Annotated in this window: 25 protein-coding genes and 1 pseudogene; 20 read left to right on the top strand and 6 right to left on the bottom strand. The window is 70.6% G+C overall.

Going from position 1 to position 25,255, the window contains the following annotated elements; all coding sequences use genetic code 11:
• Positions 1–3: 3 nt before the first annotated feature.
• The 9 genes from OG787_RS34455 (at position 4) to OG787_RS34415 (ending at position 7,456) form a co-directional block, all read left to right on the top strand.
• Positions 4–876 (top strand): ABC transporter substrate-binding protein, encoded by an 873-nt coding sequence (locus tag OG787_RS34455; RefSeq protein WP_369034802.1) that lies wholly within the window; start codon positions 4–6, stop codon positions 874–876.
• Positions 877–909: 33 nt separating this feature from the next.
• Positions 910–1,629, top strand: a complete 720-nt coding sequence (locus tag OG787_RS34450; protein ID WP_405537821.1) for an amino acid ABC transporter permease — start codon at positions 910–912, stop codon at positions 1,627–1,629.
• Positions 1,626–2,393 carry an amino acid ABC transporter ATP-binding protein gene (locus OG787_RS34445; RefSeq protein ID WP_369034800.1) on the top strand — a complete coding sequence of 256 codons (768 nt, stop codon included), beginning with the start codon at positions 1,626–1,628 and terminating at the stop codon, positions 2,391–2,393. Before OG787_RS34450 ends, OG787_RS34445 begins: the two co-directional genes overlap by 4 nt.
• Positions 2,394–2,428: 35 nt before the next feature.
• Positions 2,429–2,701, top strand: coding sequence for a (2Fe-2S)-binding protein (locus OG787_RS34440; protein WP_369034799.1), 273 nt, complete (start codon positions 2,429–2,431; stop codon positions 2,699–2,701).
• Positions 2,694–4,091: an FAD-dependent oxidoreductase gene (locus OG787_RS34435; protein WP_405537819.1), complete on the top strand. Its 1,398-nt coding sequence runs from the start codon at positions 2,694–2,696 to the stop codon at positions 4,089–4,091. Before OG787_RS34440 ends, OG787_RS34435 begins: the two co-directional genes overlap by 8 nt.
• Positions 4,088–5,269 (top strand): NAD(P)/FAD-dependent oxidoreductase, encoded by a 1,182-nt coding sequence (locus tag OG787_RS34430; RefSeq protein WP_405537818.1) that lies wholly within the window; start codon positions 4,088–4,090, stop codon positions 5,267–5,269. Before OG787_RS34435 ends, OG787_RS34430 begins: the two co-directional genes overlap by 4 nt.
• Complete coding sequence (locus tag OG787_RS34425; RefSeq protein WP_369034796.1) at positions 5,266–5,652, top strand: gamma-glutamylcyclotransferase; 387 nt, start codon at positions 5,266–5,268, stop codon at positions 5,650–5,652. The genes OG787_RS34430 and OG787_RS34425 overlap by 4 nt, the downstream gene beginning before the upstream one ends.
• A 31-nt stretch (positions 5,653–5,683) precedes the next feature.
• Positions 5,684–7,096 (top strand): dihydropyrimidinase, encoded by a 1,413-nt coding sequence (hydA, locus tag OG787_RS34420; RefSeq protein ID WP_405537817.1) that lies wholly within the window; start codon positions 5,684–5,686, stop codon positions 7,094–7,096.
• A 135-nt stretch (positions 7,097–7,231) separates the two neighbouring features.
• On the top strand, positions 7,232–7,456 hold the full coding sequence (locus tag OG787_RS34415) for a hypothetical protein (protein WP_405537816.1): 225 nt from the start codon (positions 7,232–7,234) through the stop codon (positions 7,454–7,456).
• A gap of 191 nt (positions 7,457–7,647) precedes the next feature.
• On the opposite strand, the gene OG787_RS34410 is transcribed toward OG787_RS34415, so the two are convergent.
• Positions 7,648–8,727 carry a LacI family DNA-binding transcriptional regulator gene (locus OG787_RS34410; protein ID WP_405537815.1) on the bottom strand — a complete coding sequence of 360 codons (1,080 nt, stop codon included), beginning with the start codon at positions 8,725–8,727 and terminating at the stop codon, positions 7,648–7,650.
• 306 nt (positions 8,728–9,033) lie between these two features.
• On the opposite strand from OG787_RS34410, the gene OG787_RS34405 reads away from it, so the two are divergent.
• The 7 genes and pseudogenes from OG787_RS34405 to OG787_RS34375 all read left to right on the top strand — a co-directional run.
• Complete coding sequence (locus tag OG787_RS34405) at positions 9,034–11,130, top strand: ricin-type beta-trefoil lectin domain protein (protein WP_405537813.1); 2,097 nt, start codon at positions 9,034–9,036, stop codon at positions 11,128–11,130.
• Between the two features lie 633 nt (positions 11,131–11,763).
• The gene (locus tag OG787_RS34400; protein ID WP_369034791.1) at positions 11,764–12,258 is read left to right on the top strand and encodes a MarR family winged helix-turn-helix transcriptional regulator; all 495 of its coding nucleotides are present in this window, start codon (positions 11,764–11,766) and stop codon (positions 12,256–12,258) included.
• 155 nt (positions 12,259–12,413) lie between these two features.
• Entirely contained in the window at positions 12,414–13,031 is a 618-nt protein-coding gene (locus OG787_RS34395) for a DsbA family protein (protein WP_405537811.1), read from the top strand.
• Positions 13,032–13,071: 40 nt separating this feature from the next.
• Entirely contained in the window at positions 13,072–13,878 is an 807-nt protein-coding gene (locus OG787_RS34390) for an MBL fold metallo-hydrolase (RefSeq protein WP_405537810.1), read from the top strand.
• 1 nt (position 13,879) lies between these two features.
• Entirely contained in the window at positions 13,880–14,290 is a 411-nt protein-coding gene (locus tag OG787_RS34385) for a nuclear transport factor 2 family protein (RefSeq protein WP_369034788.1), read from the top strand.
• Positions 14,291–14,701: 411 nt separating this feature from the next.
• Positions 14,702–14,896 carry a hypothetical protein gene (locus OG787_RS34380; protein ID WP_369034787.1) on the top strand — a complete coding sequence of 65 codons (195 nt, stop codon included), beginning with the start codon at positions 14,702–14,704 and terminating at the stop codon, positions 14,894–14,896.
• Positions 14,897–15,007: 111 nt separating this feature from the next.
• Positions 15,008–15,124, top strand: a pseudogene (locus OG787_RS34375) (DNA-binding response regulator); the annotation flags it as partial.
• A 47-nt stretch (positions 15,125–15,171) separates the two neighbouring features.
• Here the strand turns inward: OG787_RS34375 and OG787_RS34370 are convergent.
• The gene (locus OG787_RS34370) at positions 15,172–15,579 is read right to left on the bottom strand and encodes a PIN domain nuclease (protein WP_405537809.1); all 408 of its coding nucleotides are present in this window, start codon (positions 15,577–15,579) and stop codon (positions 15,172–15,174) included.
• Positions 15,576–15,809, bottom strand: a complete 234-nt coding sequence (locus tag OG787_RS34365; RefSeq protein WP_369034785.1) for a type II toxin-antitoxin system VapB family antitoxin — start codon at positions 15,807–15,809, stop codon at positions 15,576–15,578. Before OG787_RS34365 ends, OG787_RS34370 begins: the two co-directional genes overlap by 4 nt.
• A gap of 223 nt (positions 15,810–16,032) precedes the next feature.
• On the opposite strand from OG787_RS34365, the gene OG787_RS34360 reads away from it, so the two are divergent.
• From OG787_RS34360 to OG787_RS34345, 4 genes are all read left to right on the top strand, one after another.
• Positions 16,033–16,938 carry an NADP-dependent oxidoreductase gene (locus OG787_RS34360; protein ID WP_405537808.1) on the top strand — a complete coding sequence of 302 codons (906 nt, stop codon included), beginning with the start codon at positions 16,033–16,035 and terminating at the stop codon, positions 16,936–16,938.
• A 51-nt stretch (positions 16,939–16,989) separates the two neighbouring features.
• Complete coding sequence (locus tag OG787_RS34355) at positions 16,990–18,051, top strand: alkene reductase (RefSeq protein WP_369034783.1); 1,062 nt, start codon at positions 16,990–16,992, stop codon at positions 18,049–18,051.
• An 11-nt stretch (positions 18,052–18,062) separates the two neighbouring features.
• A complete protein-coding gene (locus tag OG787_RS34350; protein ID WP_369034782.1) occupies positions 18,063–18,542 on the top strand; it encodes a MarR family winged helix-turn-helix transcriptional regulator in 480 nt (159 codons plus the stop codon).
• Positions 18,543–18,687: 145 nt separating this feature from the next.
• The gene (locus OG787_RS34345; RefSeq protein WP_405537806.1) at positions 18,688–21,621 is read left to right on the top strand and encodes an AAA family ATPase; all 2,934 of its coding nucleotides are present in this window, start codon (positions 18,688–18,690) and stop codon (positions 21,619–21,621) included.
• 79 nt (positions 21,622–21,700) lie between these two features.
• Here the strand turns inward: OG787_RS34345 and OG787_RS34340 are convergent, their stop codons facing one another.
• The 3 genes from OG787_RS34340 to OG787_RS34330 form a co-directional block, all read right to left on the bottom strand.
• Entirely contained in the window at positions 21,701–22,558 is an 858-nt protein-coding gene (locus OG787_RS34340) for a hypothetical protein (protein ID WP_405537805.1), read from the bottom strand.
• A gap of 66 nt (positions 22,559–22,624) precedes the next feature.
• A complete protein-coding gene (locus OG787_RS34335) occupies positions 22,625–23,494 on the bottom strand; it encodes a hypothetical protein (protein ID WP_405537804.1) in 870 nt (289 codons plus the stop codon).
• A gap of 205 nt (positions 23,495–23,699) precedes the next feature.
• The gene (locus tag OG787_RS34330) at positions 23,700–24,806 is read right to left on the bottom strand and encodes a peptidoglycan recognition family protein (protein WP_369034778.1); all 1,107 of its coding nucleotides are present in this window, start codon (positions 24,804–24,806) and stop codon (positions 23,700–23,702) included.
• Positions 24,807–25,255 lie beyond the last annotated feature (449 nt).

Below are 25,255 nucleotides of genomic sequence, written 5' to 3'. Positions count from 1 at the left end.
ACCGTGCGCAGACTTCTCATCGCGGCCTCCTCCGCCGTCCTGCTTCTGACCGTGGCGGCCTGCGGCAGCGAGGACTCGTCCTCGTCGTCCGCCGCCGCGGCCCCGACCGGCTGTACGCCCAAGGTGGGCAAGGCGGACCTGGTCAAGGCGGGCACGCTGACGATCTCGACCAACGCGACCCTGCCGCCCATGCAGTACCTGGACGCCTCCAACAAGATCGTCGGCATGCGGGTGGACCTCGGCAACGAGATAGCCAAACTCCTCTGTCTCACCCCGAAGTTCGTCAACATCCCCTTCGACGCGCAGATCCCCGGTGTGCAGTCCGGACGCTGGGACATGATCGACACCGGCATGTTCTACACACCCGAGCGCGCCAAGACGATCAAGCTCGTCCCGTACGAGATCCAGGGCGTCTCCGTCTCCGTCGCCAAGGACAACCCGAAGAAGATCACCTCCGAGGACGGCCTGTCCGGCAGGACCATCGCCGTGGAGGCCCCGGGCTACGAGTTCGACACCCTCACCGCGCTCAACAAGGAACTGAAGGCGGCGGGCAAGAAGCAGATCACCGTCCGCACCTTCACGACCACCGCCGACGCCTACCAGGCACTGTCCGCGGGCCAGGTCGAGGGCGTGGCCATCGTCGAGTCGGTCACCAGCTACTACCAGAAGGACGGCCGCTTCGAGACGGCGGTCAAGGGCATGAACCCGGCCCCGCTCGCCCTCGGCTTCGGCAAGCAGAAGCCCGCCGACGCGGTCGCGGAAGCGCTGGGCACCCTGCGCGACAACGGCTACCTGGCCACGCTGTTCAAGAAGTACGGCGTCACGGCCTACACCGGCGACCTCAAGGTGACCACCGGCGAGATCAGCGCCAAGTAACCGCCCCCACCCACGACGGAAAGGGCGAGAGCCATGTGGTCCTGGGATGCCTTCTTCTCCTTCCTCAGCAATCCCCAGCTCATTCAGGGAGCCTGGACGACGATCTGGCTGACCACGGTCAGCATGGTGCTCGCCCTTCCGCTCGCCGTGCTCGTGGCGCTCGGCAGAGCGTCCCGCCTCGCACCGGTCCGGGCGGTCACGGGCTTCTACGTCTGGCTGATGCGCGGCACACCTCTCCTGGTCCAACTGGTCATCATCTACACCGGGTTGCCGCAGGTGGGCCTACGGCTCGGCGTGATCAGCGCGGCCCTGACCGGTCTGGTCCTCAACGAGGCGGCGTACCTCTCGGAGATCGTCCGCGCCGGGGTCCTCTCGGTCCCGCGCGGCCAGTCCGAGGCGGCCCGCGCGCTGGGCATGCCGCCCTGGAAGGTGTTCCGGGTGGTGGTCATGCCGCAGGCGCTGCGGGTGATGGTCCCGCCGCTCGGCAACAGCTTCAACGGCCTGCTCAAGACGACCACGCTCGTCTCGGTGATCTCCGTCGAAGAGCTGCTGCGCCGCACCCAGTTCGCCGTCCAGACCAACTTCCGTGTCCTGGAGGGCCTCACCGCGGCGGCCCTGTACTACCTGGCGATGACCACCCTGTGGGGGCTGGTCCAGCGGTGGCTGGAGGTCCGGGTGGGCCGCGGCCACGAGAACAGGCCGACCGGTGGCCGCCGCACGAAGAGCGCGGTCCTCGAACTGGAGACCCGATGAACATCGAGACGGTCGTCGAAGCGCGCCAGGTCCGCAAGTCGTACGGCGGAGTCGAGGTCCTCAAGGGCATCGACCTGACCGTCCGGCAGGGCGAGGTGGTCCTCGTCCTTGGCCCGTCGGGCGGCGGCAAGAGCACCTTCCTGCGCACCCTGAACCACCTGGAGACCCCCGACTCGGGCACCGTCAGCATCTGCGGCGAACGCATCGGCTACGGCGAGCGGGGCGGACGTCACATCGCCCTGCGGGAGCGCCGGATCGCCGTCCAACGGCGGCGTACCGGCATGGTGTTCCAGCAGTTCAACCTGTTCCCGAACATGACCGCACTGGACAACGTGGCATCCGGTCCGGTGCATGTGAACGGCGTCTCCAAGGCCGAAGCCCGCGCTGCGGCAAGCGAGTTGCTGGCCATGGTGGGCCTCGCCGACAAGACCGGTTCCTACCCCTCGCAGCTCTCCGGCGGCCAGCAGCAGCGGGTGGCCATCGCCCGCGCCCTGGCGATGCGCCCCGAACTGCTGCTCTTCGACGAACCGACCTCGGCGCTCGACCCGGAGATGGTCGGGGAGGTCCTCGACGTCATGGTCCGGCTCCGCGAGGAGGGCATGACCATGATCGTCGTCAGCCATGAGATGGGCTTCGCCCGCGCGGCGGCCGACCGGGTGGTGTTCATCGCCGACGGCCTGGTGGTGGAGGACAAGTCCCCGGACCTGTTCTTCTCCGCGCCGGAGCACGAACGCACCCGCCAGTTCCTGGACCGCATCCTGTGAACCCCCCACCCCTCCTGAGCCCTGTGAGCACAGTCATGAGCACCGACTCCCCGCCGCAGACGGTCACCGTGACCATCGACGGCACACCCGGCCAGGCCTGGGCGGGCCAGTCCGTGACCGCCGCCCTGGTCACGGCAGGCATCTGGCCCCTGCGCCGCAACCCGGTCAACGGCCGGCTGCGCGGCCCGTTCTGCGGGATGGGGGTCTGCATGGAGTGCGAGGTGACCATCAACGGCCGTCCGGGTTCCCGCAGTTGCACCGCGCACGTCACCGACGGCATGGACATCCGGACGGCGACCGATGGCTGACGTCATCGAGGAGTCGGAGACGGACGTGGCGGTCGTCGGCGGCGGCCCCGCCGGACTGCACGCGGCGCTGGTCCTCGCCCGGGGCGGGTCGCGCGTGGTCCTGCTCGACGAGTCCGACACCCTCGGCGGCCAGTACTACAAGCGCCGGGCCGAGCAACTCACCGCCGCCTTCGGCGACTTCCGCCCTCGCGGCACCGAACTGATCAGCCGGGTAAGGGCCGCCGGCGTCGTCTGCCGTACCGGCACCCTGGTCTGGGGCGCCGAGGACGCCGGCCGCACCCTGTTCACCTCCGATGTGCACACCGGCGCCCTGGGGCAGGTACGCGCCCGTGCCACGCTCGTCGCCACCGGCGCGTACGAGCGCTCCCTGCCCTTCCCGGGATGGACGCTGCCGGGTGTGGTCACCCCCGGGTTCGCCCTGCATCTGGCCACCATGGACCGGGTCCCCGTGGGCCGACGGGTGGTGCTCGCCGGGACCGGCCCCTTCCTGCTCCCGGTCGCCTGCGCCCTGCTGGAGGTGGGCGCAGGAATCGAGGCGGTGATCGAGCTGAACCACCCGTACCGGCCCGGGGTCTCGGCGATCGGCGGCGCGCTGCGGCAACCCGCCCGGCTCGCCGAGGCCGCCCGTTATCTGCTGACCCTCGCCCGCCACGGCGTCCGCGTCGAGCAGGGCTCCCGGGTACTGGCGGCGTACGGCGACACCCAGGTCACCGCCGTGGACATCGCCGGCGCGGACGGCGACGTCCGCCGGGTGGAGACCGACGCGCTGTGCGTGGGCTTCGGCTTCCGCCCCAGCACCGAACTCCCCCGGCTCCTCGGCTGCCGTACCGAGCCGGACCCGACGGGCACGGAGCGGCTCCCGGTCGTGGACGCGGACGGCGCGACCTCGGTGGACGGGCTGTACGTCGCCGGGGACTGCGCCGGTATCGCGGGCGTGCACGCGGCAGGTGTACGAGGACAGCTCGCCGCCCACGCGATCCTGCGCCGCCTGGCACCCGAGCGCGCGCCCGTGCGGGTGACCGGCCTGCGCCGCCGGGCCCGCGCCCTGGACCGTTTCGCGGCGCTGGCCGACCGCCTTTATCCCCTGCCGGCCACGGCCGACATCGCCGACGCCACCGAGGTCTGCCGCTGCGAGGGCGTCACCGCCGGTGAGATACGTGAGGCCGTCGCCACCGGCTGGAACGACCTGCACGGCACCAAGGCCGCCACCCGCGCCGGCATGGGCCCCTGCCAGGGACGCGAATGCGGCCACATCGTCGCGGCGCTGGCCGCGCGGGGCGCCGGGCCGGACCGGGAACCGGAGTGCTTCGCGGCCCGGATGCCACTGCGACCGCTACCGATGTCCACGACGGTCGAGGCGGTCGAAGGGCGGGAGGTGGCGGACCGGTGACCGACGCACAGCCGGACGTCATCGTCATCGGCGCCGGCGTTCTCGGCGCCAGTGCCGCCTTTCATCTCGCCGAACGCGGTCACCGCGTCGTGGTGTTGGAACGCGGCGCCCCCAACCGCGAAGGCTCCGGCACCACCGCGGGCAACCTCCACATCCAGGCCATCCACACCCGTCGCCCCGGCCAGGAGGTCCCGGTCGACAGCGCCCGTCTGCTGCCGCTGCAACGCAGGGCGTCGGACCACTGGGCGCAGATCGAGGAACGGCTCGGCGCGGACGTGGAGTTGCGGCGCGGCGGCGGCTTCATGGTCGCCGAAACCGCCGTACAGGAAGAGGAGTTGAGAGAGAAGCACGAGTGGGAGCAGACGGCGGGCATCCCCACCGAGGTACTGACCGGCGACGAGGCCCGCAAGCAGCTGCCACTTCTCTCCGACCGTGTACGCGCCGCCAGTTGGTGTCCGCTCGACGGATACGCCAACCCGCTCCTGATCACCCCCGCCTATCTGACGGCCGCCCGCCGCCTCGGCGCCCGGCTGCACGCCTTCACCCCGGTGACCGGCATACAGCGGGTCGGCGACGACTACAAGGTGCTCTCGGGCGACCGGAGTTGGACCGCACCCGTCGTCGTCAACGTGGCCGGACCGTGGATCACCGAGATCTCCGCACTCGCGGGAGTGGGGATACGGATGTCCCCGGTCGCGATCCAGATGCACGTGACCGTGCGGGTGCCGCCGGTGATGCACCACCTGGTCCAGCACATCGGCGAGGGCATGTCGGTCAAGCAGGTCAGCGCAGGCAACCTGCTGATCGGCGGCGGCTGGCCCGCGGCGAAGCTCGACATGGCGGGCCGCAGCACCGTCAGCCTGCCCAGCATGGCCGGCAACCTCGCCCAGGCCGGACGGATCCTGCCGTTCCTCGGCGACCTGCGGCTGCTGCGCATGTGGGCCGGGCCACTGGCCGCGACCCCGGACGAGATGCCGGTGATCGGCGAGGTCCCGGGCCACCCCGGGTTCTTCGTCGCGGGCGGCACCTACGCGTTCACCCTCGCCCCGGTGTGGGGCGACACGCTGACCCGCCAGATCTCCGGAGAGCCCCCGGCCGACCCGGTGGACGACCTGGGCCCCGGCCGCCTGCTGCACCACGCCACCATTCCCGCACCCCGAAAGGCCACCGCACCATGACCACCACTCTGAGGATGTTCGTCAACGGCCAGGCGATGTCCGGAGGCACGCTCAACCACGCGCTGAGCGAGGCCCGCCTCCTCGGCCCCGCCCGCACGGCGGCCTCGTACCGCTTCTTCTCCGTACGCGACGAGTTCCCCGGCCTGCACCCGGTCACGGAGGGCGGCGCGGCGATCAACGGCGAGGTGTACGAGGTGAGTTACGAGGTGCTGCGCGAGCAGCTGCTCCCCGAGGAGCCCGAGGAACTCGAACTGGGCGTCATCACCCTGGAGGACGGATCGGGTTCCTTCTCGATGCGCATGCGCGCCTCCGCGCTGACGGCCCCCGGCGTCGTCGACATCACCGCCCACGGTGGCTGGCACGCCTACCTCGCCACGCGCTGAACCCCCCTTACCGACTCACTGGAGGCTCGCCATGTCCCCTTCCGAACCGATCGACCTCGTCGTCCGGGGCGGCACCGTGGTCAACGCCGACTGGCAGGGCACCGCGGACGTCCTGGTAGGCGGCGGAAAGGTGCTGGGGGTGGTGGAGCCGGGCGCGTACCGCGCCGCGCAGCCGCCCGGCACCACCGAGATAGACGCGTCCGGACGCCTCGTCCTGCCCGGCGGGGTGGATCCGCACTGCCATGTCGGCTTCACCTCGGGCGACTTCACCTCCCTCGACGACTACCGCCAAGCGACCACGGCGGCCGTCTTCGGCGGTACGACCACGATCGTGGACTTCGCCATCCCGCGCCCCGGCGAGAACCCCGCCGACGTCGCCGCCACCCAACGCGCCAAGGCGGCACAGGGGTTGTGCGACAGCGCGCTGCACGCGTGCGTGGTCGAGTGGGACGACACCGTGCCGGAGCAGCTGCGCTCGCTGACCTCCGACGGCATCGTCACGGTCAAGATGTTCACCACGTACCGCGGCGAGACCATGGCCGACGAGAAGACGATCCTGAACGTGATGACGACGCTGCGGGACCTGGGCGGCATGGTGGTCATCCACTGCGAGGCCGACCACATCATCGCGGACACGCAGGAACGCGGTGAGGCGGCCGGGTCGATCAGCGCGTGCCATCACGCCGGTACGAGGCCGGAGTTGGCCGAGAACGCCTCGGTCGCCGAGATCCTCGCCATCGCCGAATCGGTCTCGGCCCCCGTGTACTTCGTGCACCAGTCGACACCCGAGGCCGTAGACCTGGTGGCGCGCGCCCGCGGCCGAGGGGTACGTGCCTTCACCGAGACGGTCGCCCATCATCTTGTCCTGGACGACACGGCGTACGACGGCCCGCACCCCGAACGCTTCGTGTGCTGCCCGCCGCTGCGCGGCGCGGACACGGTCGCCGGACTGCGCTCCCGGGTACTGATGGGCCAGGTGGCGACGATCGGCAGCGACCACTGCTGCTACGACACGGCCCAGAAGGAGTCGGTGAGCCACGACGTACGGGCGATGCCCAACGGTTTGCCGGGCGTGGAGACCCGGATGCCGGTGATCTTCAGCGAGCTGGTGGTCAAGGGCGGGCTGCCGGCGGGCCGCTTCGTCGAGCTGATGTGCGCCAACCCGGCCCGGCTCAACGGCCTCTACCCCCGCAAGGGAGTCATCGCACCCGGCTCGGACGCGGACCTGGCGATCTGGGATCCCACCGCCACCCGGACCGTCCGCAGCACCGGCCTGCACATGGCCACGGACTACACGCCGTACGAAGGCACGCAGGTCACCGGCTGGCCGGAGACCGTCGTGGTGGCCGGCCGCCCCGTCGTCGAGGCCAGCCGCCTGACAGACCCCGAACCCCGGGGCCAGCACCTGCGCTCGGGCCCGCTGAGCCGGTCCTTGGTCTGCTGATCCCGCGGAGATCGAGTTCGCACGTCACGCTGCAAGCGGAGTTGACGGAGAGAGGCGTGCGGGAAGACATGCGGATCCTGGTTGGACGGGAGCTGACACAATGCGGTCGGCAGCAGCGGACGAAGGACGGACCTCATGGGAACGACGCAGGACCGACCGGCGGAGCACGAGGACATCCAGGTCCCCCCAGGACGGACCAGATGGTGGGTGGTCGCCCTCATCCTGGGTCTGCCGGCACTTCTCCTGGCCGGCTTCATCGTCATGGTCGTCATCTGGGTGCTGACCGACGACTCGTCCGGGGCCGAGCAGCGGTCTTCCCGCTCTCCTCAGGTGAGCGTGGGAGCCGATCTCATCAGGTGAGCGTGGGGGCCGACCGGGCCGGCAGCGCTCCTGCCTGGTCCCACACATCGACGACGTGACACCGAGGTCGACGAGACCACCGTCCGGGATCCGGGTTCTCGGTCGATGTCGACCTCGCCAGGTCCGCGGCAGACGGTCCCGAGCGATCCCTCAGCGCCCTTTCCCCGACGCCTGCCGGCAAGCCGAGCAGTTCAGCCCGAGGGCCGATCCCGCCGTGTCGGGGCCGGGCCGCTGCTCTCCCGCACGATCAGCTCCGGCTCGGCCCACAGCGGCAGGGCCGGGGCGGTATCGGGTTCGAGGAGCCGGTGGAGCAGGCCGAAGCAGCCCCGGCCGAGGCCTTCGAAGTCGAGGCGGACGGTGGTCAGGGCGGGGTGTGCGTAGGCGGAATGGGGGGCGTCGTCGAAGCCCACCACGCTCAGGTCGCCCGGCACGTCACGGCCCGCCTCCCTGGCCGCACGGAGTACGCCGAGTGCCAGGTCGTCGTTGCCGCAGAGCACGGCCGTGACCGACGGGTCGGCCAGCAGCGAGCGGGCGACGAGGTAGCCGGAGCGAGGACTCCAGCCGGCGCCGAGCGGTTCCGGGAGGGGCTTGCCGGCCGCCCGCAGACCGTCGCGCCAGCCCTCGGTGCGCTGGCCGACGTGGGTGGTGGAGGACGGGATCGCCAGGTAGTGCACCGTCTCGTGGCCGAGGCCGAGGAGATACCGGGTGGCCTGAGCGGCGGCCGCCCGGTCGTCCAGCCAGAGCTGGGGCCGCTCGCCGGGGCGGCCGTCCTCGGGCCGTTCCACCACCGCCGCGGCCGGGAACCCGGCGGGCAGTGCCTGCCATGCCCGTACGCCCGGTGCGTCGAAGGCGATCACCAGCACCGCCTCCCCCGGCCTGCTGACCCGGGCCGCGACATCCGCGGGCTTCTGGGCCGAGCCGGTGTCGAGCACGCTGATCTGGACCGTGAAGTCGGCCGCCCTCGCCGCCTCCTCGATGCCCTTCAGGGTCGCCGAGGCACCGTACAAGGAGGTGTCGGAGGTCAGCACGGTCACCGAGCGCACCGCACCGCCGGCCAGTGCCCGGGCCATCCGGTTCGGCGTGTAGCCCAGCTCGGCGATGACGTCCAGGACCCGGGCACGGGTCGACGCCTTGACCTTGGGGTGGCCGTTGACGACCCGGGAGACGGTCTGGTGGGACACGCCCGCCTCCCTGGCGACGTCCCGGATGCTGACGGTCCTCGGAGCCTCGGGCCCGCCGCCGGAGCGGGGTTCGGGTGTCGCTTCCTGCATGGTGGGGGCGGCTCCTCGTCGGTGCTGGCGCTTGCTCCCGGAGTACATCGCAACGGGACACCAAGAGAAAGTTCCACACAGAGTATTGCGAGGAGCAAATGTTACCGTTCACACTGCTCCTGCGTCACCGACGTGTTAACTCCCAACGCCAGGAGCGGGTATGGGTATCCCCCGGACCGCCTGTCTTCGTGTCCTCCAGAGCCCAAAAATGTGAACGTTAACATTTCCGGCGTACATACGCCGTGACCGGGCGTGAGGACGGCGGCACCCGCCACACACGGCTGCGCTTGAGAAAGAGTCGACTTCATGCCATCAGGAAGAACTGCCGTGACCCACTGGACAAGACGGATCGCCGCCCAGGCGCTGGTCCTCGGCCTGGCTCTCGCCGGGCTTGTGGCCATGGGCGGCGGCCGGACACCGTCGGCGGACCTCGGCCGGACCGAGCCGGTCGCGGTGACCACCAACCAGGTCGCGGTCCCGCCGGCACCGATGGGCTGGGCCTCCTGGAACAGCTTCGCCAGCAGCATCGACCACAACACCATCAAGGCCCAGGCCGACGCGCTCGTCTCGTCCGGCATGGCCGCCGCCGGCTACACGTACGTCAACATCGACGACGGCTGGTGGCAGGGCGCCCGTGACGGCAACGGCAGGATCGTCACCGACGAGAGCCTGTTCCCCGGCGGCATGAAGGCCATGGCCGACTACATCCACGGCAAGGGCCTGAAGGCGGGCATCTACACCGATGCGGGCAAGCAGGGCTGCGGCTACTACTACCCCACGACCAGGCCCGCGGCGCCCAACACCGGGAGTGAGGGCCACTACCAGCAGGACATGCAGACGTTCCAGGAGTGGGGCTACGACTTCGTCAAGATCGACTGGTGCGGCGGCAACGCCGAAGGCCTCGACCAGGAGACCACGTACAGGGCGATCAGCGCCGCCAACGACGCCGCGGCCGCGATCACCGGCCGCAAGCTGGTCCTGTCGTTCTGCGAGTGGGGCACCGGCAACTCCTGGAACTGGGGCGCGGGGCTGGCCCCGATGTGGCGCACCAGCACCGACATCATCTTCTGGGGCAACAGCCCGTCCACGGCCAACATGCTGGCCAACTTCGACAAGGCGCTGCACCCGTCGTCCCAGCACACCGGGTACTACAACGACCCCGACATGCTGATGGTCGGCATGAACGGCTTCTCCGCCGCCCAGAACCGCACGCACATGGGCCTGTGGGCGATCTCCGGCGCCCCGCTGCTGGCCGGCAACAACCTCACCACCATGAGCTCCACCACGGCGTCGATCCTCAAGAACTCCGAGGTCATCGCCATCGACCAGGACGCCCGCGGCCTCCAGGGCGTCAAGGTCGCCGAGGACACCAAGGGCCTTCAGGTCTACAGCAAGGTCCTGTCGGGCACCGGCAAGCGGGCCGTGCTGCTGCTCAACCGCACCTCCTCCGCCGCCAATATCACGGCCCGCTGGGCCGACCTGGGCCTGACCACGGCCTCCGCCTCCGTGCGCAACGTATGGACGGCGACGAACGTGGGCAGTTCCGCGACGAGTTACGCGACCAGCGTCCCGGCCGGCGAAGCGGTGCTGCTCACCGTCTCGGGCACCGAGGCCTCCGGCACCACCTACGAGGCGGAGTCCTCGTCCAACACCCTTGCCGGTACGGCCGCCACGGCCACCTGCGCGAACTGCTCGGGCGGCTCGCTGGTCGGCTATGTCGGCAACGGCTCCGCCAACACCCTGACGTTCAACGGCATCAGCGCCTCGACGTCCGGCGTGAAGCTCGCCACCGTCGCCTACGTCAACGGCGACACCACCGCCCGTACGGCGACGCTCCAGGTCAACGGCCAGCAGCCCACGGTGGTCTCGTTCCCGCCGACCGGCTCCTGGACCACTCCCGGCACCGTGTCCGTGCTGGTCGGTATGGCCAAGGGCACCAACACCATGAAGTTCTCCAACAGCAGTGGCTGGTCGCCCAACCTCGACGCCGTCTTCCTTCAGGGCATCGCGGGCACAAACGGCAACGAGATCATCGGGACCGGCTCCGGCCGCTGCCTCGACCTCCCCAAGAACACCATCACCAACGGCACCCAGGCCGCCCTCTGGGACTGTGTCGGCGGACACAACCAGACCTTCACGTCCACGTCGCGCGGCGAGCTCGAGGTCTACGGCAACAAGTGCCTCGACGCCGACAACAACGGGACCACCAACGGTACGAAGGTCATCATCTGGGACTGCACCGGCGGGACCAACCAGAAGTGGACCGTCAACTCCAACGGCACCATCACCAACAACAAGTCCGGGCTCTGCCTCGACGCCGTAAGCAACGGCACCGCCAACGGGACCAAGATCGACCTGTGGACGTGCAACGGCGGGACCAACCAGAAGTGGACGCTCAACTGACGTACTGACACCGCCGTTCGTTCCCGGCCGGTGGGCGGACCGGATCCCCGGTCCGCCCACCGGTTCCTTTGTCGGGCGACAACGGCGGCTCGACGGTGGCGCTCGCCCTGCCCCTGCGCAATCGGAGGCGGAGTGACACACCGTCCTCACACCTGGCCGGGCGGAGCGGAGGAAGTCTCCAGGGCGGCATTGCAGTGGGGCCAGTCGCTGAAGCCTCCCTGCTACAGCCACAACTGATGGGCCATCAGGACGTTCCAGTCCGGATCGAGCGCCCGCAGCGGTGTCCCTCCGAAAACGCGCAGGCGAGGGTCGGACAGCTGGAAAACTCCCCAGTTCCGCGTTCCGTTGGAATTCGACAAACCTCCGCGGCCTGATGAGGGAGCCGCGGTCGAACCCGCCGAGGAACTGGAAGGCGGTTCCGGCGATGGCTTACCGGTAGTGCCATCGCGCCAGGAAAGTCGCGGCGGTGGGGCTGGTCCGTCCACACCGACATCACTCCCCCGACGGGCGGCCCGACACCCGGCCGGCTCGGCCTGCACCCCGGGGCGTAGCGCCTCATGTCCATGGTCGTACCGACCCTCCAAGGCATGATCGGTACGGTGGTACCGGGACGATCAGAGGGGCGACGTGACCGTGGGCGAGCAGACGGAGATCACGACGGCGAAACAGGCCGCGGACCACGAGCTGATCCTGGCGTTCGGCCGACTGCAAGGCGCGGCCAACCGGCTGGAGTACATCCTCGGCCGGGCGCTGGAGGTGGAGTGCGGCATCAGCCACCTGATATTCGAAGTGCTGCTGATCCTCGGCCGGGCGGGCGAGCCGGGACTCTCCATGCGGGCCATCGCCCAGGAGCAGGTCCTGACCACGGGCGGCGCCACCCGGCTGGTGGACCGGATGGAGGCGGCCGAACTGGTCGAGCGGGCAGCGGATCCAGGCGACCGGCGCGCGCGACTGGTCCGGCTGACCGCATTGGGCGAGGAGACGGTCGTACGCGCGTCCCGGGTCCATCTGGAGAACATCAAGCGGTACCTCGTGGACCCCCTGCCCGCAGCGGACCGGAAGAGGTTCTCGGAGGATCTCCGTATCCTCAGCCACACGGCCCGGGACCTGCTCCCCCGCCTGCCCTGACCTGCGGAGCGGCGGCAACGTCGGTGTAGTGACGTTGTCAGCCACGCCCATGTGCCCCACCTCACACGAACGATGAAATATCTGACGCGTCAGTTACTGTTCTGTCAGGTGAATCGCTCGCAACCGGCGGGCGCGCATCCCTGCCGAGGTCCTCGATGAAGCTCGTCTACGTCTTCGACGCCTATTGCGGCTGGTCGCACGGGTTCTCCGGAACACTGAGCGAGGTCGCCTCCCGTCACCCCGAACTGCCGGTCGAGGTCGTCTCCGGCGGCCTGTTCACCGGGTCGCGCCGGGTACCCGTCCGCGAGTTCGGCCATGTCGAGAACGCGAACGCCAAGATCGCCGAGCTGACCGGCGCCGAGTTCGGCGAGGCGTACGAGCGGCTGATCGCCGACGGCTCCTTCGTGATGGACTCGGAGGCCGCCGCGCGCGGTGTCGCCGCCCTGCGTCAGGCCGCACCGGCCCGCGCGGTGGAGCTGGCGATCGCCCTGCAACGGGCCTTCTACGTCGACGGCCTGAGCCTGTCCGACGCGGCCACCTACCGGAAGGTCGCCGAGGAGGCCGGACTGGATGCCGACGCCGTGGTCACCGCCTTCGAGGGATCCGGGGTTCGGGTGACGGCGGGCGCCGACTTCCACCGGTCCGCCTCGCTGGGCGTCACCGGCTTCCCCACGCTGCTGGCCGTCGACGGCGACTCCGTCACTGCCGTGGCCCACGGCCACGGCACCGCCGACGAGATCGACCAGCGGCTCGCGGCGCTCCCCACCCACTGAACCTCCCGCTCCCCACCCCCCTCCCCGCAAGGAGTCATCGATGAGCACCCTCTCCTTCAAGATCCTCGACCTGGACTTCCCGGCCGGCAGCAAGAACAAGACCGCCACCCTCGTCACCGGCGAGCACGAGGCCCTCCTGGTCGACGCCGCCTTCACCCGCGCCGACGGACACCGCCTCGCCGCCGAGATCCTCGACTCGGGCAAGAAGCTCACGACCGTCTTCGTCAGCCACACCGACCCCGACTTCTACTTCGGCGCCGAGATCCTCGCCGACGCCTTCCCCGACGCGACGTTCGTCGCCACCCCGCTCGTCATCGAGCACATCCAGCACTCCTACGAGGGCAAGCTCAAGGCCTGGGCCGCGCTCGGCCCGAACCTGCCCACCCGCCTGGTCGACCTCACCCCGCTGACCGGCGACCTCACCCTGGAGGGCCACCGCTTCGAGCTCAAGGGCGGCCCGGCCGCACTGCCCGACCGCCACTACCTGTGGCAGGCCGAGCACCGCGCCCTCCTCGGCGGCGTCCTCCTCTTCCAGCAGGAACACGTCTGGGTCGCCGACACCCCCACCCCCGGTGACCGTGCCGCCTGGATCGACCTGCTCGACGAAATGGCCGCCCTGCAACCGGAGCTGGTCGTCCCCGGCCACCGCCTGCCCGCCACCCCGGCCGACACGACCGCCATCACCGCCACCCGCGACTATCTCCTCGCCTTCGAGGAGGAGCTCGGCAAGGCGCCCGACGGCGCCGCGCTGACCGACGCCCTCGTCAAGCGCTACCCGGACAACGGCATGCTGATCGCCGCCCAGATCGGCGCGAAGGTCGCCAAGGGCGAAATGAAGTGGGGCTGACATGAGCGAGTTCGCCACCTCCACCGCCCCCGCGGACGTCGTACGCCGCCAGTACCTCGCCTCCGCGGCAGGTGACCTGGAGGCCCTTCGGGCCACCCTCGCCCCCGACGTCGAGTGGACGGAGATGGCCGGCTTCCCCCTCGCCGGCACCTACCGCACCCCCGACGGCGTCACCGCCAACGTCATGGAGCAACTCGGCCAGGACTGGGACAGTTGGACCGCTCACGACGACACCTACGTCGTCGACGGCGAGAACGTCGTCGTCCTCGCCCGCTACACCGCGGCCAACAAGGCCACCGGCAAGCGGATCGACGTCCGCGTCGCCCACCATTTCGTGGTGCGTGGTGGGCTCATCGTCCGCTTCGAACAGTTCGTCGACACCGCCCTCGTCCGCGAGGCGATGGCCGGCTGAGCGGTTCGGATCCGGGCGTCGGCCACACGGGGTGCGGCCGACTCGCCCTCGACAACGACGCCCGGACCAACCGCGTGGACGAACCGGACGAGCATGTCTGACGGCCGAACGGCCAGGTGGGCCACCTCTTTGGGCGGCCTGCGCGCCGAGAGCGGGCCACTGCTCCCTTGACCGGTACGCGGACACTGAGCACCGCGCCGGAAGTGACGGCGTACTCCTCACCCCGTACCGGGCCGTGGTGACGAAGAAGCGGTTGTCGCCAGGATGCGGGCACACCGACGTGGGGTACGGGGCACGGACGGTCACGGTGCAGAGCAAGCGGCCGTCGGGGATGCGATCGGATCCCCTCCGACTGCGACGGGCTCGCGGTCAGGCCGGCGGGACGCAGCCGCGTCCACGGCACTCGCGTCGATGTCGGTGGAGGGCGACAGCGGTCCCGGATTCAGCGAAGGCACGGGCAGTGGCCAGGCCCGTTCCGGAGCCGACACCGGCGACGAAGGCGACCTGGCTGCCGGCTCGACCGACAATCCGTCCGCACTCCAGCGGTTCGCCGGGTACCGCGCCGAACGCGCCCGCAAAGGCCGTGTGGCCGAGGCCCGGTGCTGAGCCCCAGCCATGAAGAGCTGGACCCAAATCGAGGACGCGTTGCCACACCGCGCGGCCAAGAGAACCGAGGACCACGTTCAGCGGGAAGGAGAGCGTGGCTCCCCGGAGGCCGACTCCGGCTCCGAGACCCTGCCGACCATCGAGACGGACGCAGGTCAACTGCTCAAGGACGCCCCGCGCGACGAGCTCTTCCCGACCGCCCGCGCGGCGGCCGACGGCCGCACCGTCAGCGCAGGACCGCGATCCACGGCCCACGACAGAACTGACTCACCTGATCAGGCTCGTACGTCCCGCTGCTGAAGTTCCTTGAGCACTCCGGCGACCGTCGCGAAGTCGTTGTCCACGTGGAGGACGGTGTGCCCGTGGTGGACCGCGGTCGCACACACCAACAGGTCGATCGCTCCTGCCGCACGATGCCGACCCTGCTGTGTCAGCTTGTACTGGGCGGTATCGACCCAACGCCAGGCATTCTTCGGAACGGGAGAGAGCAGGCAGAGTGCGTCCAACTCCTCCGCGAGCTCGTCCCGGTGGGACGGACTGGTTGCCGAGTAGAGAAATTCGGCGCGTGTCGGCTCGCAGAGGTGGAACACCCCAGCGGCGATGTGTCCCTCCCAGGGCGCCAGAGCTCCCGGGGTGCGGAACAGGTGCCACAGGGCTGAGGTGTCGAGCAGGTATGTGATCACTCGAAGGCCTCGCGTCGGGCACGCTTGCCCGCGTCATGCGCCGCCGCAGCCTGGTCGAACTCGCCACGTGCACCGCGCGCGGCCAGTTTCTCGGCAGCATCGAGGCGCTTGATCCGGGCCACGTAGTCCCGCAGGGCCGCGTTGACCGTCTCCTTCTTCGTCGTGGCGCCCATCAGCCGCATCGCCTCGGCAAGCGCCTCGTCATCGAGATCGATCTGCGTGACGGACATCGAACACCTCCAGCATCCACGATGTATGTCATTAAGATACATCGCCAACATTGAGGTCCGCCACCGCCCAGGAGCAGCCGCCGGAGGCGGTGCGTGAGACGCGGGCTCGGCTTCCAGCCGAGGTGACCCTTGACCCAGCAAATACTTGGCTAGCCACACGTTTGCTGTTACGTTGATTATGTGTCCAGCCACCTAAATGGGTGGCGACACGGGAGGAGTCGTCGTGAAAGCCATCCTGTTCGACCGCTTCGGAGGCACCGAAGTGCTGCACGAGGCGGACGTCGAGGTCCCGCAGCCCGGCCCCGGACAGATCCGCGTCCGCGTCAAGGCGGCCGGGCTGAACGCTCTGGACGGCAAGATCCGCTCCGGGGCCCTGGAGGCCAGGTTCCCCACGCCGCTGCCCGCCATCCCCGGTGGCGAACTCGCCGGCGTGGTGGACGCCCTGGGTGAGGGCGTGCGGGACGTGAAGGTGGGCGATGAGGTGCTGGGCTGGTCGGACACCGGCTCGTACGCCCAGTACGCGCTGGCCACCACCGTGGCTCCCAAGCCCGCCGGCCTCGACTGGCAGCACGCTGTCGCGCTGCCGGTGGCGGGCGAGACGGCCGAGCGGGTCCTGAACCTGCTGGGTGTCGTCGCCGGGGAGACCGTTCTGATGCACGGCGCGGCCGGAGCGGTCGGCACCCTGGCGGTCCAGCTCGCCACGGCCCGCGGAGCGCGTGTCATCGGCACCGCCGGCCCTGCCAACCAGGACTACCTCGCCTCGCTCGGCGCCACCACGACCGTCTACGGCGAGGGCCTGGTCGAGCGGGTCCGGGCGCTCGCCCCCGACGGTGTGGACGCGGTGTTCGACCTGGCCGGAAAGGGCGCTCTGGAGGACTCCATCACCCTGCGCGGCGGCACCGAGCGCATCGTCACCATCGCCGACCTCAGCGCGTACCAGCTCGGCATCACCTTCTCCAGCGGTTCCCCGGAACGCTCGGCCGCCGGCCTGGCCGCCCTTGCCCAGGACGCCGCGACCGGCAAGGTCGTCACCACCGTCACCGCCTATCCGCTCGCCCAGGCCGCTGCGGCCCAGCAGGTCAGCGACGCCGGGCATGTCCGGGGCAAGCTCGTCCTCACCGTCGACTGATCACGCTCGCCGTCCCCCTGTTTCGATCACCACCGCACCGAAGGACCCCTCATGCTGAACGCCCTGTGGACACCGACCACCGTCGGTGACATCTCCCTCCCGCACCGCCTGGTCATGGCCCCCATGACCCGCGACCGCTCCACGCCCGAAGGCGTACCGACCGACCTGAACGCCGAGTACTACGCCCAGCGGGCCTCGCACGCGCTCATCATCACCGAGGGAACCCAGCCCTCCGCCGACGGTCAGGGCTACCTCCTCACCCCCGGCATCCACAATGACGAGCAGATCGCCGGGTGGCGCAAGGTCACCGACGCCGTGCACGAGGCCGACGGCCGGATCGTCATCCAGCTGATGCACACCGGACGTATCGCCCACCCCGACAACACCCCGCACGGCCGCCGGCCGGTCGCCCCTTCGTCGATCCGGCCGCAGGGCGCGATGTTCACCATGTCCGGGCCCCAGGAGATGCCGACACCCCGCGCTCTGTCGACACAGGAGGTCGCGGCGACCGTCGAGGACTTCCGCCGCGCCGCGGCGGCCGCCGTCGCGGCAGGCGCCGACGGCGTGGAGATCCACGGTGCCAACGGCTACCTGGTGCACCAGTTCCTGTCGGACAACACCAACCAGCGCACCGACCGCTACGGCGGCTCCCTCGACAACCGCATCCGCTTCGCCGCCGAGGTGGCCGCTGCCGTGGCCGACGAGATCGGCGCCGACCGCACCGGCCTGCGCATCTCCCCCGGCAACCCGTACAACGACATCGCCGAGTCCGACACCGCCGAGCTGTATCCGGCGCTCCTGCGCGCCCTCAGCCCGCTCGGCCTCGCCTACCTCCACGTGATGCACGCGGGCGACGAGGAGCTGCTGGGCACCCTGCGCGCGCTGTGGCCGACCACGCTGATCCTCAACCGGGCCGGCACCGACCTGCCCACCCGCGCCAAGGACGTCGACAACGGCACGGCCGACCTCGTCTCCGTCGGCGCCCTCGCGCTCGCCAACCCGGACCTGGTCGAGCGGCTACGCTCTGACGCGCCGCTGAACACCCCCGACCCGGCGACCTTCTACGGCGGCGGAGTGGCCGGCTACACCGACTACCCCACCCACACCGTCTGAGGAACCGAACCATGCCCGACCCCACCCCGCGCACCCCCACCACGGCCGGTGAGGGGCCCATGAGCTACGCGATCTTCCAGCTCGCCCGTGCCCACCGCGCCCGCGCAGCCGCCATGCTCCGCGAGATGGATCTGCATCCCGGACAGGAACTGCTGCTGATGCACCTCCTCGACCGGGACGGCCAGACCCAGTCCGAGCTGCTCGAAAGCGTCGGCCTGGACCACTCCACCGTCTCCAAGTCCCTACGTCGCATGCAGGACGCCGGCCTGCTCGTCCGCGAGCCGGCCGAACACGACCGGCGCGTCATGGTCGTCCACCTCACCGACAAGGGCCGTGCCATGCGCGAGCCCCTGGCAGCCATGTGGCGGGCCCTGGAGGAGACCTCCGCGCGGAACCTGTCGGCGCAGCAAGCAGAGTCCTTCGTCCGCACCGCCTACGCCATCGCCGACGCGATCAACAGCCGCGCTGTTCCGCGGGAGGAGTCCGAGTAACTCCCCCGAGATCCGTCCGGCCCGGCTCACCGACGCGGCGGTTACGACGATCAACAGGAGAGAATGATATGTGAGGGGAATGTAAAGACAGGGGGCAACTGTGGGAGCGGACGGGGTAGTTGGGGACAGCGGGAACGGGTCTCCCTTGCTGGGCCGCTCCGTCGAACTGGCCCGGTTCGACGCGCTGCTCGACCGTGCGGCAGACGGCGCGCGCGGCACGCCACGGGGCGAGGAGTTCCGGGACGGCGGCCGTTCCCGGCTCGTCGACATCACCGGTGAGGCCGGCATCGGCAAGAGCCGGCTGCTCGGCGAGGTCTGCGCGCGGGCGCGCCGACGCGGAATGACGGTACTGCGCGGCAGAGCCACGGAGTACGAGCGGCAGGTGCCGTTCCAGGTGTTCACCGACGCGCTCGCCCACCTCGGCCCGCACGCCCTGGACGGCTTCGAGGAGACGGAGACAGAGGCGGTGGCGCCCCTTCTCCAGCGGAGCGGCACCGTCGACCGTTTCGGACTGCACCGGTCCACGGCCGCCCTGCTCGCCCGGCTCGCCGCCCCGTCCGGACTGCTGCTGGCCCTCGACGACCTGCACTGGGCGGACCCGGCGTCACTGGAGCTGCTGGACCATCTCGTACGCCATCCCGTGCACGCCCCCGTCGTCCTGGCCGTGACCCGCCGTGACCGCCAGAGTCCCGAGTCCCTCGCCGCAAGGCTCACCCGGGAACTCGACACAGGCACGGTCGTCAGACTCGGCCTGAGACCGCTGAGCGCACGCGACTGCGCCGAACTGGCCGGCCCCGGTCTGCCGCCCGCCGAGACCGCCGCGCTGTACGCCGCGAGCGAGGGCAACCCGTTCTACTTCCTGACCCTCCTTCAGGCCCACCGCGGGGGTACGACGCCCGAGTCCTCGGCGCCGCCCGGGCTCGGCACCCTGCTGCTGGACGAACTGACCGCGCTCGCCCCCTCCCAACGCGGCATCGTCGACGCCGTGGCGGTACTGGGCGAGCACGCCACCCCGGCGATGGTGAGCCGGGTGACCGGCCGCTCCGGCACCGAGTTCACCGCAGACGTCCACGCCCTCACCCGACGCGATCTGCTGCGCTCCGCCCCGCAGGGCCTGCTGACCCTGCGGCATCCGGTCGTACGGACCCTCGTCCACGAGAGCACACCCCTCCTGAGGCGCGTCGAGATGCACCGGCTCGCCGCGCGGGAACTGGCCCGCGCGGGCGCCTCCGCCGCCGAGCGGGCCCACCATGTCGAACAGTCGCTGACCGCCTGGGACCCGGCAGCGGTGGCCGTACTCGAAGAGGCCGCCGCACGAACCGCCCGAACGGCCCCGGCGAGCTGCGCCCACTGGCTCGACGTGGCACTCCGCCACCTTCCGCACACTCCCGAACACACCGCCCGGCGGCGCGAGTTGGTCCTGCGGCGGGCCCGCGCCCTGGCCGCGTGCGGCGGCCTGCGCGAGAGCCGCGACCTGCTCCAGGAGCTGATCGCCACGCCACGCATGCCACGGCGGTCACCCGGTGACCCGGCCACGGGCGAGAACCAGGACCGCCTCAGAGTGCGCGCGGTCGTCCTGTGCGCGCTGGTGGAGCGTCATCTGGGGCGCTGCACCGAGGCGGTCGCGCTGTTGCGCCGCGAGCTGGCCCGCGACCCCGCCCCCGCCGACGTCGTCCGGCTCGGTCTGGAGCTGGGCTCGGCCGCGCCCCAGGACAGCGACACCTCGTACGCCCGGGTGCGCACCGAGGTCGAGGCGGCGCTCGCGGCGGCCCGGTCCATGGGGGACGAGGTCAAGGAGGCGGGCGTCCTCGCCGTCGCCGCGCTGGGAGAGGCGTACGAGGGCAACATGACGGCGGCGCACGGACTCGCCCGGCAGGCCGCCGCCCTGGTCGACTCCCTGCCCGACAACGACCTCACCGCGCTGTGCGAACCACTGGCCCGGCTCGGCTGGGCGGAGGCCTTCCTGGAGCACTACCCGGACGCGGAGCGGCACGCGGAACGCGGCCTCGACATCGCCCGCCGCAGCGGCCAGCTCTATGTCGTGCCCCATCTCCTGCTGTGTCTGTCCCACATCCGGGTCCAGACCTGCCGGATCTCCTCGGCGCTGGAACTCGCCGACCAGGCCGAGGACATCGCCCGCGGGATCGGCAGCGACCAGTTGCTGGCGTTCGTCCTGGCGAGCAAGGCCGCGGCCCTCGTCGCCGCCTGCCCGCCGGGCGATCCGCGCCCGCTCGCCGTCGCCGAGGAGGCGGTGGCCGCGGCCGGCACCGGGGTCGACTGGTGGGCCTCCACGGCCTGGTGCATCTTCGGCTGGGCCGCGCTCATGGCCGGCGATCCGGTCCGGGCCCGGGACGCGATGCTCCGGGCGGGCGGCCCCGAACTTCAGCGGATCCAGCCCTCGCTGCGCCCGCTCTACCTGGAGATCCTGGTCACGTCCGCACTGGTGACGGGCAGGTCCGAGGAGGCCCGCGACTGGGCAGAGCGGGCGCGCAAGGAGGCGGAGCAACTGGGGCTGCCGATGCAGCGGGCGTCCGCGCTGCGCAGCGCCGCCCATCTGCCGCTGGCGCAGGGGGACACGGCAGCGGCGGCGGACCTGTTCGCGGAGGCCGCGGCGGAGAGCGCCCGCTGCGGCGCGGTCTTCTGGGAGGCCCACTCCCTGCTGCTCGGCGCCCCGCTGGAAGCGGCGGCGGGCCACGGCCGGGGCGGCGCGCGCGCCTGGCTCAGGGGGCGCCGGCTCGCCGAGGCGGGCGGCAGCGGAATGCTGGTCGGCCTCGCCGACGCCACCCGTCCGCCCGGTGGCGGCTCCGAGGTTCCGTACGGTTCCCCGGACCGCGCCGAACTCACCCGGCGGCTGGCCGCCCTGACCACGCGGGAGCTGGAGATAGCCGAGCTGGTGGCGCAGGGGCTCACCAGCCAGGCCATCGCGGACCGGCTCTACGTCAGCCGGCGTACCGTCGACACCCATGTCTCCCGCGCCTTCCGCAAGACCGGGGTGTCCTCACGTACCGCCCTGGCCACGCTGATGGCCCGCCGACGCGCCGGGAGCCGTTTCGGGGACGCCCGCGCGGAGCAGGACTGAGCCCGGTCCAGGTGCCCTCGGGGGCGGTGATCGGTCGGCCTCCGCGAACCGACCACCGCGGTCCCGGCCGGGAAGCCGCCTACCTGACGTCCACGAAGTCGCCGGGCGACGTCGCGGAGCCGGTCGTGAAGGTGCCGGCGAAGACGAAGCGGTAGTCGCCGTCGGAGCCGGCCTTGGTGGTGGTGCTCAGGGCGCCGGTGCGGCTGGTCTTGATCGTCTTGAGGGTGGTCCAGGCGCTGCCGCCCTTCTTGCGGAACTGAAGCTTCACCGGCTGGGTCGCGTATCCCGTGGTCTTGCCCGTGGACCAGTCGGCGCGGGTCAGCTTGCCGGTGACGGTGATGGTCTTGCCCTTCTTCACGGGCTCCGGGGTGGCGTTGACGGTCAGCTTGGCGGCACGCTTGATGCTGGCCTTGGCGACGTCGTCGTCGGCACTGGCGTTCGCGTAGAGGTCGTAGGCGCCCAGGAAGAGCTTCCAGGGCCCCGCGATGCCGTTGCCGTCCTTGAAGTCGACCGCGGGGTCGATGTTGAAGACCGTCTTGCAGCTGTAGCTGTAGCCGCCCTCGACCGTCGTCTCCGTGCAGACGGGGTTGTCGTCCGTCCCCAGGGCGCCGGTGATGGTGTCCGTGCTCGAACTGTCGGTGCCCTGCCACAGGAACGCCATGGTGAGGGCCAGGCCTTCCTCGTCGAAGGCGGTGAACGTGACGGGAACGGCCTTCTTGCCCGTCACGCCGAGAACGATGTCCTTGCCCTTGTTGACGACTCCGTTCTTGAAAGTGGTGCCGCCCAGCGCGTCCTTCGGCTGGACGCTCTGCGAGGCGAGGGCTCTGAGATCCGTCGCGGCCTCGGGGCGCTCCGCTCCCTGGGCGGCGCCCGGAAGAACGAGCGCCGAGAGTACGAGGGCGCCGGAAAGGACGGTGGCCGCGGTGCGCTTACGCATGTGATTCCCCCAAGGTGAGGTGAAGAGGTCAAGTGGTCGGTGCACGCCCGGACCCGCGAAACGGGCTCAGGGCGTGGGAGAGCGGAGGACGTCGTCGATGTCGAAGCTGTGGTCGGGCCTCGGGTAGAGGTCTGTCGGATAGAGATCCGTCGGATAGAGGTCCGTCGGCTGGGAGCCCGGTGTGGGTACGTCGGCCGGGTCGGCGGTGGGCTTGCCGTCCGGGCTGCACACCCGCGGTGCCGAGGGCTCGGACAGTTCGTAGTCGGCGACCCGCTGGGACCGGAAGTCCACGGTGGCGCCACGCCAGACGGACCCTTCGCCGCCGACCTCGACCTCCTCGGGCAGTTCCTTGCTCGTCAGCGGCTTGCCCACCGTGATCGAGAGGAGGGCGCCCTCGCAGGGACTGCGGTCCGTCGCGTAGAGGGACGCGGGCAGGGCGATCTTCCGCTCGACGCTCGCGTCCGCATGGAGTTCGACGCGTTTCACCCGGCGGATGTCGAAGTAGTAGGCGGGCCGCGCCCCGTTGGAGAGGCGCTCGCCGTCGGCGCCGTTCGCGACTCCGTACACCAGCTTCCAGAACTCGACCTGCACGGTGATCTTCCGGCAGAGCGGTCCGTTGTACCCCGGCAGGCTGACGACCCGCAGCCCGTCGCCCCCGTAGTTCTCCTTGGGCGTGTCGACGCCGAGCCGAACCCAGTCCCTGGATTCCTCGGTCGTCCACCCCGTGTTGTCGTGGCAACCGGACGCCCCGGTCGGATACGGCGGGGTGAGAGACGGGGTCGGCGAAGGGCTCGGCGACTCGGACACCCCCGTCGCGCTCTCCGACGGATCCCCGGAGAGGGAGGTGCCGTGGGCGCTCGAACACCCCCCGGTGAACAGGACGGCCACGGCGAGGGCCCCGACGACAGGCACGACGGAGTCTTTCCGCGCTTTCATGCTCGGTGTCGTCATGAATGCAAGAAAACGGCATACGTGTCGGGGAGACGTCGGTAGGAGTACGTAGTCCATGTACGTATGTGCCGACTGTGGGCTTGTCTGCTCGTCGACCTGCCGGTCGGCTCCTTCCGAGTCGGCCGTCGCAGGGCGTCCGCTCCGGCGGACGCCCCTCTCGCGCGCTGCGGCTGACTGGGCCGGCCCTGTGTCAGCTGCCGGAACGCGCTGCCGCGACGTCCTCGCGCAGGGCGGGAAGGTCACCGTAGAACGTGGTGCCGGGGCACTCGGTGGCCAGCCAGTCGCGGTGGCCGCTGATCATCTGGACGTCCTTCTTGACGCCGTTGACAGGGTTCACGAAGGTGACGGCGGCCTCGGGGTCCAGGTCGTGGTAGTCGGACAGCGCCGCGAGCAGCTTGGTCAGCGACGCGCGGGCCGCGGCGGTCGGGGCCTGGCTCTCGAAGCTGCCGAGTACGGCGATGCCGAGGTTTCCGGAGTTGAAGCCGGAGGCGTGGAAGGCGGTCACCATCTTCCCCTCGGCGTTGTGGGCCGGGATGCCGTCCGTGCCCGTGTAACGGCCCTCGTAGACGAGGCCCGCCTCGTCGATGAGGAAGTGGTAGCCGATGTCACCCCAGTCGTTGGTGATCGCGTGCAGGTAGTAGTACGCGCGAATGGTGGCGGCCGGGTCCAGGTCGCCGTTGGCGCCCGCGGTGTGATGCACCGTCAGCGTCTGGGCCGGGTAGTAGGTCTGCGGCGAGTTCTCGGTGCCGTCCGCCTTGAAGCGGAGGGATTCGTCGGCGCCCCAGCCGGCCCGGGTGATGAACTCGACGCCCTGGAACGACGCGGTCTCGGTGGCCACGGAGACCTTGAAGGTCGGACCGTTGACCGTGTCGATGGCGGTGGAGCGGACGTCGGTCGCCCCGTCCGGCATCGCGAGTTCGTAACCGGCGGCCCCGCCGGTCGGCACCAGCACGCTCGCGTTCTTCGCGGGTGTCCCGGCGTCCCCGTCCGCTCCCGCGGCGCAGACCGGCTTCAGCGTCTGCCACGCGCCCGCCTTGCCGTCCTGGTCGAGCAGTCTGATCGCGGCACCGCGCTGGGCCCCGGTCCAGGTGACCCCGACGTATTCGACGGGGAAGCCCGGCTCCGCGGACTTGGCCGCCGCGCCCGAGAACGTCTTCGCCCGGGTACGGGGCACACGCTCCTGCCGCGTCGTGGCCTTGGCCGGAGCCTCGGTCGGGGCGGCCGAGGCCAGAACCGGTACTGCGACTGCCGCGCCGGCTGCGAGACCGGCCGCTCCGAGGACGGTGCGACGAGTCATGGCGCGCTTCTTGTGACGCAAGGACTGATCCCTTCGGGTCGTGCACGGCGTGGCGAACGCTGCTCTGACGTCCCGCCACCTCGCACGGCTACGGGACAGGAGACAGCAGCTGCCACTCCCTTCTCATCCTTAACATGCGTCTCGCGCCGCACCGGTTGCTATGAGCCGCACCACATCCGTCCCTGCGGGACAGGCCCCAACTCCGTTGTGGCTTCCGCTATTTGACGGTCTTTCTGGATACTTCGGGCTGGGTCGACCTCAAGGGCGTGAGCCTCGACTGCCGGTCGCGCGAGGAGGCGAACGGGTTGTGGCCGAGGGGGCGTACTTGTGGGGCATGTTCTCTGGCGCGGACGGGCAACTCCGCGTCCGGCCGGGCCCATGCCTTCGTGCCGCTCATTGATCGAACTCCACACCATGTGATCCTGTGCCGCCTGTCGACGAGGCTCTGC

Source organism: Streptomyces sp. NBC_00075 (assembly GCF_045041225.1).
In the GTDB taxonomy this organism is placed as follows: Bacteria; Actinomycetota; Actinomycetes; order Streptomycetales; family Streptomycetaceae; genus Streptomyces; species Streptomyces adonidis.
Note: the sequence above shows the minus strand (reverse complement) of the source record. Positions and strands in the feature narration are given on the sequence as shown.